This window comes from Neisseria sp. HMSC70E02 (assembly GCF_001838645.1).
GTDB classification, from domain to species: domain Bacteria; phylum Pseudomonadota; class Gammaproteobacteria; order Burkholderiales; family Neisseriaceae; genus Neisseria; species Neisseria macacae.
In genome coordinates this window covers 79,454-87,441 of the sequence record NZ_KV838113.1, presented here as the reverse complement: position 1 = coordinate 87,441, position 7,988 = coordinate 79,454, and the positions used below count along the sequence as shown (strand labels likewise).

Sequence of the window (7,988 nt, the reverse complement as noted above, 5' to 3'; positions counted from 1 at the left end):
TGTCCTGATTTAAATTTAATCCACTATATTTTTTTATCTGCTGTGAATCTCGATGACGTGCGCGGCTTTGTTGTTTTTAGAATATGGTTCCAATCTATTGAATCAATCGAAAAAGGAAAATCAATAGAAAATTACCAAATAAAACCGTTCGAACCGGTCTTGCAATGCAAACTGTTTTTATTTATATTCACGTTTAAGAATAAAACACACTATCAATACTGAGCGAAAGAAAACACGGAGCACATCATGTTTGTTTGCATTTGCAACGCCATTACCGACCACGACATCAAAGAAACTATCGCTGCAGGCGCGAGTACCATGAGCGATTTGCAGGCTCAATTGGGCGTTGCCACTTGCTGCGGCTGCTGCGGCGAACTGGCGGCTTCCTTCCTGAATGCCAACAGTGCACAAACGACAGTTACCGCCGGTATCAATGTGCAATCCTAATCTTATCTAAAGCATTATCAAAGGTCGTCTGAAACCGCAATCAGGGTTTCAGACGACCTTTGCATTGACAGCAGCCTTTATCTTACAATCCGTTTTTCGTTTACCACACCGCAAAGCATCCGCCATGAAGCTGACCCTGATGTTTCGAGAATATTGCAGTCTCTGTCACAAAATGCGTGAACAGCTCAAGCCGTATCAAGAGGCATTCGGTTTTGAGTTGGAAATCTTCGATGTCGATGAAGACCCTGTTTTAGAAGAACAATATAACGAGCTTGTCCCCGTGTTATTGGATGGGGACGAAGAAATCTGCCATTGGTTTTTGGATGAGGAAAAACTGAAGGTATGGTTGGAAGGGAAGAAACCGATCGCACGAGCATAGTTTGTTGTTCCATCCTGATGTGCAGTGAATCCCTTATCAATAAAAAGGTCGTCTGAAAAAAACAAACGGAGTTTTTTCAGACGACCTTTTTGCCATGTCAAAGCCGGATTATTCCGCCTTCAAACCTGCCACACACTGCCTGTCGCGATCTTCAAACGCTTGCGCGCCGCCGAGCAGGTCGAGCTGTTCTTGCGGGCTGAGTTTGCCCAATGAACGGATTTGCTCTTCGGAAAGTTTGTCCAAAGGCTTGTCCCACATACAGGTGCAGTAATCGGTGGCGAGTTTGCTGTTGTTTGAATCCAAGCCCCTTTCTTTCAAATCGTTTTGCCATTTTTCGGCAAAGGGGATGTTTTTCACGCAAGACTCAAAGATGTTCTGCTTTGCCTGCGGTTTGGACATGGCGCATTGGGAGAGCAGGGCGGTCGCGGCGAGCAGCGCCAAAATGACCCACGCCCAAATGCGGATGGTGCGGATTTTGGCTTTCGCTTTTTTACGCGCCGCGGCCTGCTCTTCGGCGGACATTTCGTTTTTCGGCTCAGTCATGCAGGCTTTCCATGCGGATCATGGTGATCGGTTTTTCCACGCAGCTTAATGCTTCAATGGCGGCGATGGCGCGCTTGACGTTTTTCTCGACCGTGCTGTGGGTCAGAATCACGATTTCGGCGGTGGTTTGGTCGATCACGCCTTTTTGGATTAAGGCTTCGATGGACACGTTTTCTTTTGCCAAAAGCGCGGCGATTTGTCCCAGCGTGCCCGGTTCGTCTTTGGCTTGGACGCGCAGGTAGTAGCTGCTGGTGATTTCGTCCATAGGCAGGATGGTTTGCGCTTGGACTTGTGCGGGTTGGAACGCCAGATGCGGTACGCGGTGGTCGGTATTCGCTTCAATCAGGCGTGCGATGTCTATGATGTCGGCAACCACGGCGGAAGCAGTCGGCAATGCGCCTGCTCCCGCGCCGTAGTATAAGGTTTCGCCAACCATATCGGCATTGACGCGCACGGCATTCATCACGCCGTTGACGTTTGCCAAGAGACGGCTTTCGGGAATCAGGGTCGGGTGGACGCGCAATTCGATGCCTTTGTCGGTTTTGCGGGTAATGCCCAAAAGTTTGATGCGGTAGCCGAGTTCTTCGGCGTATTTGATGTCGCGGCTGTCGAGTTTGCTGATGCCTTCGAGGTAGCAGGCGGGGAAGTTCATCGGCGTGCCAAATGCCAGCGCGCTCATGATGGTAATTTTGTGGCCTGCGTCGTTGCCTTCGATGTCGAAGGTCGGATCGGCTTCGGCGTAGCCCAATGCTTGCGCTTCTTTCAATACGTCGGCAAACGCGCTGCCTTTTTCGCGCATTTCGGAGAGGATGAAGTTGCTGGTGCCGTTGATGATGCCGGCGATGCTGCGGATGCGGTTGGCGGCGAGGCCTTCGCGCAGGGCTTTGATAATCGGGATGCCGCCCGCTACTGCTGCTTCAAATTGCACCATGACGTTTTTTTCTTCCGCCAGCGGGAAGATTTCGTTGCCGTATTCGGCGAGCAGTTTTTTGTTGGCGGTAACGATGTGTTTGCCGTTTTCAATGGCTTTCAATACCGCATCTTTGGCGATGCCGGTACCGCCGAACAATTCGACGACGACATCGACGTCTTCACGCGCGACCAGTTCGAACGGGTCTTTGACGAAGGCTGCGGACGGGCAGATTTGGCGGGCTTTTTCTTCGCTCAAGTCGCATACGGCACTGATGCGCACTTCGCGTCCCAAACGGCGGCTGATTTCCGCCGCATTGTCCTGCAACACGGCAGCCGTACCGCCGCCGACCGTACCTAAACCTAAAAGACCGATGTTTACTGGCTTCATTGTGCCTCCTTGTGAGCCGATTCTCTTAAATCAAAAAGTAAAAACAGAAATTCAGAAAGCCCGAAACGCACCGCCGCCGCAGATTGATATAATGCTGATTTTGCAAGGGCGGAAGGCGCAGGCTAAAGTCGCCCATCCTACCTGAAATTGCCTGATTTTGCACCTTTTTTACGGAACGCGGTGAAAGGGCGGCAAGCCTGTTTGTAATAGATGGATGAAGCCGAGAAGGAAACGGAAGAAAAATGCTGATTGAAGAAAACAAAACCGATGAAACCCTAAGCCTGACCGCTTATCGGGCGGGCGCAATCGAAGCGGGCGGCAAAACCTACACCGCGCCCATCATCTGGCGCAACGGCAAAATCGAAGCAATGAACGCGCAAACGCCGTTCGAACTGACTGCTGCCGACCTGTTTCAGACGACCTCCGAATCGGACGGTTTGCCCGAAGTCATCATCATCGGCACAGGGGAGAAGCAGCAGTTCCTCCATCCGAAAATCGCCGCCGAACTTGCCGCACACGGCATCGGGCTGGAATGTATGAACACAGCCTCCGCCTGCCGAACGCTGGTGTTGCTGCAAGGCGAAGGGCGCAGCGTTTGGGCTTGGCTTTGGGTGTGAATAGACATCCGCTGGATATAAAATAGGTCGTCTGAAAATTTCAGACGACCTTTGTCTATGGAACAGCCGATACCTTATCCCAATACGACAAACCGTCCGTCAAAGACGGCAGCCAATTCGTTTTCCGAATAGATTTCGGTTTGCAGGGCGATTTTTCCTTTTTTATGGCGCTCGAACATGGTTTTGAGTTTTTGCCACTCTTCAGCCGGCGGACTGCGCGTGATGATGGTCAGATCGCCTCGTGCAGGGCGCAGATAGCGGGTAGTGCCTTCTTGAATGACGATATTGCCATCCGATTCGGGGCAATGGAGATAGACAGTTGCCCAGCCGCCGACGGTTGCCGCCAACGCGATACTGCCGCCGAAGGCGGTATTTTTATGATTGCGGTTGGGGGCGTGGGGTGCGAAAAGTACGGTCTGATCCGCTGTAGTTTCCAACACGCTCAGGTCGAGCAGGGCGGTCGCAGGGATATGGGTGTGCAGAAAATCTTGCAGGGTTTCGGGGTTCATGGTCGGTATCGGGACGGGTCGTCTGAAAATCAGGAGCAGGCAGCAAAGCCCCACCAATTATAGCGATAAGGTAGTGCAGAGGGCTTATTTTGATTGCTTGTGTTGTCCTGCCAGCCGCACATAATGCGCGGACGAATATTTCAAAAACTCTTTTTCCTTGTCCGTCAGCGGGCGGACTTGTTTGACGGGCGAGCCGACATAAAGATAGCCGCTTTCCAAACGTTTGCGCGGCGGCACCAAGCTGCCTGCGCCTATCATCACGTCGCTTTCGACGACAGTATCGTCCAGAATAATTGTTCCCATACCGATTAAAACACGATCGCCGATACGGCAGCCGTGCAGCATGACTTTGTGTCCGACGGTAACGTCTTCGCCGATGACAAGGGGCGAACCTTCAGGCTTTTCCGCGTTTTTGTGCGAAACGTGTAAGACGCTGCCGTCCTGTACATTGCTGCGCGCGCCGATGCTGATGCTGTTCACATCGCCGCGCAAAACGGCATAGGGCCAGACGGATACGTCTTCGGCAAGCGATACTTCGCCGATGATGACCGAAGTTTCATCGATAAGGCAGGATTCGTGGACTTGCGGAGTATGGTCTAAGAAGGGGCGGATGGGGTTCATGTGGTTATTTCCTTTGTAAGCAGGGTTTGTTTTAAGAGGTCGTCTGAAACGGATTTCAAGCTTTTCAGACGACCTTTTTAAATGTTGGGTTTTGAGCCAATCTATCCTTAACTAAAACCACCTGTTGACAGGACATTTTTCTTCATATTTGGCTAAATCACTCGATTTTATCTTGTTTAAAGACACTAATTGTCTACATAATTTTTGAAATCTACCGAAAGATTCGCAATCTCCGGCGACAGAAGCATAAAACCATAGATACTGATCAATTTCTTCCAAGGAAGATAGTTTGCAAATATTATCTATTTGATTTTCCATGATTCTATCGGCTATGTCGTATTGTTCATTAGCATATAGGTTATCTAACTTAGATTCAAACTCTTCAAAATTATTAAAATTCATTTTGATATTTCTAATTAATTAAACGAAATGATGCCGAAGGAACTGCCCCCGAATTAAGCTTTAATCACCCAAGTTCTAAATAATTCTCTCATCCTTTATTCGTTGGATATTCATTAGAAAAAACGATCATTTTCCCTTCCGGATAATCTCCTTTCCAGCCGCAAGGGAAACCGTTATGCTGGAAAACATATAAGATATCTTTCCAAATTTCCGGCATATAATTATTGGCGTAACAATTCAATAAAATGTCCATATAATAAGGCATTGTTTCCTCGAGGAAGTTTACTACCCCCTCTATCGTGAGCTTTTTATCTGCCCCATGTAAATCCTTATCTAGTGCCCCCAAGCAATTGGTATTAATTAATTTACGACCAACCAAGTAGTGCCAATCGAAATCATCCGAATCTGGGAATTGCTGAGTAGCCATAATCTCCTCCCACTCATCCCATTCGTCGCCTAACAGATATCTGGCTTCCTCCGGAGAGGCTGTAACGATAAATCTTTCACGATCTCCGTCATAAGGACGGGAAAAGAAACTGTCTGAGGACAAAAAATCAACCACGGGTTGTGCTGATTCAAGTATTTGGTTCCAAGTCTTTTTCATTGTTGTTTATTTCTCACCTAGTTACGAAGAACAGATTTTCCAATCCAAAGGTCGTCTGAAACAGGTTTCAAGTTTTTCAGACGACCTTTTCAAACCCACCCATACACATGAATTAAGATTTCAAACGGGGTACAGTTTTCTCATCATTTATTCATTAGAAAAAACGATCATTTTCTCTTCCGGATAATCTCCTTTCCAGCCGCAAGGGAAACCGTTATGTTGGTAAACATATAAGATATCTTTCCAAATTTCCGGTATATAGTTATTGGCATAACAATTCAATAAAATACTCATATTATCAGGCATTGTTTCCTCTAGTAAGTTTGCTCCCCCCTCTATTGTGAGCTTTTTATCTACCCCATGAAAATTCTTATCTAGAGCGCCCAGGCAATTGTTCTCAATTAATTTATTATCAATTAAGTAGTGCCAATCGAAATCCTCCAAACCCGAGAATTGCTGAGTATCTATAATTTCCTCCCACTCATCCCATTTTTTGCCTAACAGATATCTGGCTTCCTCCGGAGAGGCGGTAACGATAAATTTTTCACGATCGCCGTCATAAGGACGGGAAAAGAAACTGTCTGAGGACAAAAAATCAACCACGGGTTGTGCTGATTCAAGTATTTGGTTCCAAGTCTTTTTCATTGTTGATTGCCTTTTGACTCAAATTTTACAAGCACCAAGTCCGGGAATATTGGTTTACGGGGCGCGGGCGAGATGAAAAATATTCGGTTTATATTATCTATCTGTCTTCGGGCTGACAACTGTTATAGTGGATTAAATTTAAACCAGTACGGCGTTACCTCGCCTTAGCTCAAAGAAAACGATTCTCTAAGGTGCTGAAGCACCAAGTGAATCGGTGCCGTACTATCTGTACTGTCTGCGGCTTCGGCGCCTTGTCCTGATTTAAATTTAATCCACTATATCCAAACAAAAAAGGTCGTCTGAAAAGGTTTCTAAGCTTTTCAGACGACCTTTGGTCTTGTGTGAACGGTAAGCCTGCCTATAACAGCGGACTCATCAGGCGGACGGTGTTTTCTATCAGCCCGCGGAATTTGGAGCGTTGCTGCCATGCTTTGACGGTGATGTAGCTGCTGTTTTTGAGGTAGTCGCGTTGGAGGTTGCAGATTTGTTTGGTGATGTCGCGGTCGTAGATGGCGAGGCTGATTTCGAGGTTGAGGAAGAAGCTGCGCATGTCCATGTTGACCGTGCCGAAGAGGGCGTAGTCTTCGTCTATGGTCATGGTTTTTGCGTGCAGCAGTCCGCCTTCGAACATGGCGATTTTGACGCCTGCGTCGAGCAGCATGGGGTAGTAGGCGCGGGAGGCGTAGCGAACCATGAGGGAATCGACTTTGGCGGGCAGGATCAGGGTAACTTTGACGCCGCGTTTGGCGGCGATGGTCAATGCCATCAGGAGGGGTTCGTCGGGGACGAAATAGGGGGTGGTGATGGTGATTTGTTTGGTGGCGGCGTAAATTGCGCTGATGATGGTTTCGTAAATGACGTGGCTGCCTTGTTCGGGCGCGGAGGGGATGACTTGGGCGACGATGTCGCCCTGCTGCATTTTTTCGGGAAGGATTTCGGGAATGCGCTCTTGCGCCTGCGTCAGATATTGCTGCACGCTTTCGAGGTTTTCGTCGGTTTCGACGGCGAGGTCGGCAAAGAAGACGGCGGAGAGTTCGAGTACCAGCGGGCCGGTGCAGCGCATCATGACGTCCACCCATTCGCCGACGCCTGAATCTTTTTTGAAGAAGCGGGGATCGGCGAGGTTGAAGCTGCCGGTGTAGCCGATTTTGCTGTCGATGACGAGGATTTTGCGGTGGTTGCGCAGGTCGGTGCGGGTGAAGAAGGTGCGCCAGACGCCGACGGGCAAGGAGGCGTGGACTTCTATGCCGGCTTCGCGCAGGGTTTCTCCCCAGCCGCTGTCGAAAAAGCGGCTGCTGCCGACGGCGTCGGCGAGGATGGCGCAATCCAAACCTCTGTCGGCGGCGGCGAGGAGTTCGTTTAACAGTTCTTCTATCCTGCCTTCGGGTTCGATGATGTAGAAGGCGAGCATGCAGGAATGGCGGGCGGCGCGGATGTCGGCAAGCATGGTGTCGATGATTTCATCGGTGGTGGACAGCAGCGTCATGGCGTTGTTGCGCGTGGCGCCGAGTCCCGTGCCTTTGGCGGCGACTTTGCTGATGCCGTGATAACGGGATTTGACGTTTTCGCCGACGCCGAGGTAGATGTCGGAGAGGTAGGTTTCGGCGAAACTTTGATAGAAGCGGTTCATCTCGCCCGTGCGCTTTGCCCGCGCCGTGCCGAGCCGCGGCTCGCCGATAAGCAGGTAGGCGATGGTACCGAAGACGGGGAAAAGGAAGAGGATAATCAGCCAGGCAAACGTGGAGCCGATGTTTTTTTGTTTGTACAACACGCGCAAGACGCAGCCGAGCGCGGCGCAGGTGTGGGCGAAAATGAAGATTTCTGTCCAGGTGATGTCTTTTAGAAAAGTCATGTTCGATAGGCGGTGGAGGAATGGCGGGAGCGGATGTATAGTGGATTAACTAAATCAGGACAAGGCGAC

Annotated in this window: 11 protein-coding genes and 1 pseudogene; 3 read left to right on the top strand and 9 right to left on the bottom strand. The window is 49.6% G+C overall.

Annotation, left to right across the window (positions count from 1 at the left end):
* The first annotated feature begins 246 nt into the window (after positions 1-246).
* Positions 247-447 carry a (2Fe-2S)-binding protein gene (locus HMPREF3277_RS10380; RefSeq protein ID WP_003755307.1) on the top strand — a complete coding sequence of 67 codons (201 nt, stop codon included), beginning with the start codon at positions 247-249 and terminating at the stop codon, positions 445-447.
* A gap of 124 nt (positions 448-571) precedes the next feature.
* Positions 572-826: a glutaredoxin family protein gene (locus HMPREF3277_RS10375; RefSeq protein ID WP_070871062.1), complete on the top strand. Its 255-nt coding sequence runs from the start codon at positions 572-574 to the stop codon at positions 824-826.
* A 108-nt stretch (positions 827-934) separates the two neighbouring features.
* Here the strand turns inward: HMPREF3277_RS10375 and HMPREF3277_RS10370 are convergent, their stop codons facing one another.
* Entirely contained in the window at positions 935-1,369 is a 435-nt protein-coding gene (locus tag HMPREF3277_RS10370) for a hypothetical protein (protein WP_003778151.1), read from the bottom strand.
* Positions 1,362-2,669, bottom strand: coding sequence for a homoserine dehydrogenase (locus tag HMPREF3277_RS10365; protein WP_049223469.1), 1,308 nt, complete (start codon positions 2,667-2,669; stop codon positions 1,362-1,364). Before HMPREF3277_RS10365 ends, HMPREF3277_RS10370 begins: the two co-directional genes overlap by 8 nt.
* A gap of 242 nt (positions 2,670-2,911) precedes the next feature.
* Between HMPREF3277_RS10365 and HMPREF3277_RS10360 the strand changes: the two genes are divergently transcribed.
* Positions 2,912-3,286: an Mth938-like domain-containing protein gene (locus tag HMPREF3277_RS10360; protein WP_070871061.1), complete on the top strand. Its 375-nt coding sequence runs from the start codon at positions 2,912-2,914 to the stop codon at positions 3,284-3,286.
* A 74-nt stretch (positions 3,287-3,360) separates the two neighbouring features.
* Here HMPREF3277_RS10360 and HMPREF3277_RS10355 read toward each other — a convergent pair whose 3' ends face one another.
* From HMPREF3277_RS10355 to cls, 7 genes and pseudogenes are all read right to left on the bottom strand, one after another.
* Positions 3,361-3,795 carry a YiiD C-terminal domain-containing protein gene (locus HMPREF3277_RS10355; RefSeq protein ID WP_070871060.1) on the bottom strand — a complete coding sequence of 145 codons (435 nt, stop codon included), beginning with the start codon at positions 3,793-3,795 and terminating at the stop codon, positions 3,361-3,363.
* An 84-nt stretch (positions 3,796-3,879) separates the two neighbouring features.
* Positions 3,880-4,416: a gamma carbonic anhydrase family protein gene (locus HMPREF3277_RS10350; protein ID WP_003755292.1), complete on the bottom strand. Its 537-nt coding sequence runs from the start codon at positions 4,414-4,416 to the stop codon at positions 3,880-3,882.
* Positions 4,417-4,527: 111 nt separating this feature from the next.
* Positions 4,528-4,818 carry a hypothetical protein gene (locus HMPREF3277_RS10345; protein WP_070871059.1) on the bottom strand — a complete coding sequence of 97 codons (291 nt, stop codon included), beginning with the start codon at positions 4,816-4,818 and terminating at the stop codon, positions 4,528-4,530.
* Between the two features lie 88 nt (positions 4,819-4,906).
* Positions 4,907-5,422, bottom strand: a complete 516-nt coding sequence (locus HMPREF3277_RS10340) for a hypothetical protein (protein WP_070871058.1) — start codon at positions 5,420-5,422, stop codon at positions 4,907-4,909.
* Between the two features lie 147 nt (positions 5,423-5,569).
* Positions 5,570-6,067, bottom strand: a complete 498-nt coding sequence (locus HMPREF3277_RS10335; RefSeq protein ID WP_070871057.1) for a hypothetical protein — start codon at positions 6,065-6,067, stop codon at positions 5,570-5,572.
* Positions 6,068-6,284: 217 nt separating this feature from the next.
* Positions 6,285-6,347 (bottom strand): annotated as a pseudogene (locus tag HMPREF3277_RS15395) (transposase); the annotation flags it as partial.
* Positions 6,348-6,425: 78 nt separating this feature from the next.
* The gene (gene cls, locus HMPREF3277_RS10330) at positions 6,426-7,919 is read right to left on the bottom strand and encodes a cardiolipin synthase (RefSeq protein WP_070871056.1); all 1,494 of its coding nucleotides are present in this window, start codon (positions 7,917-7,919) and stop codon (positions 6,426-6,428) included.
* Between the last annotated feature and the right edge of the window lie 69 nt (positions 7,920-7,988).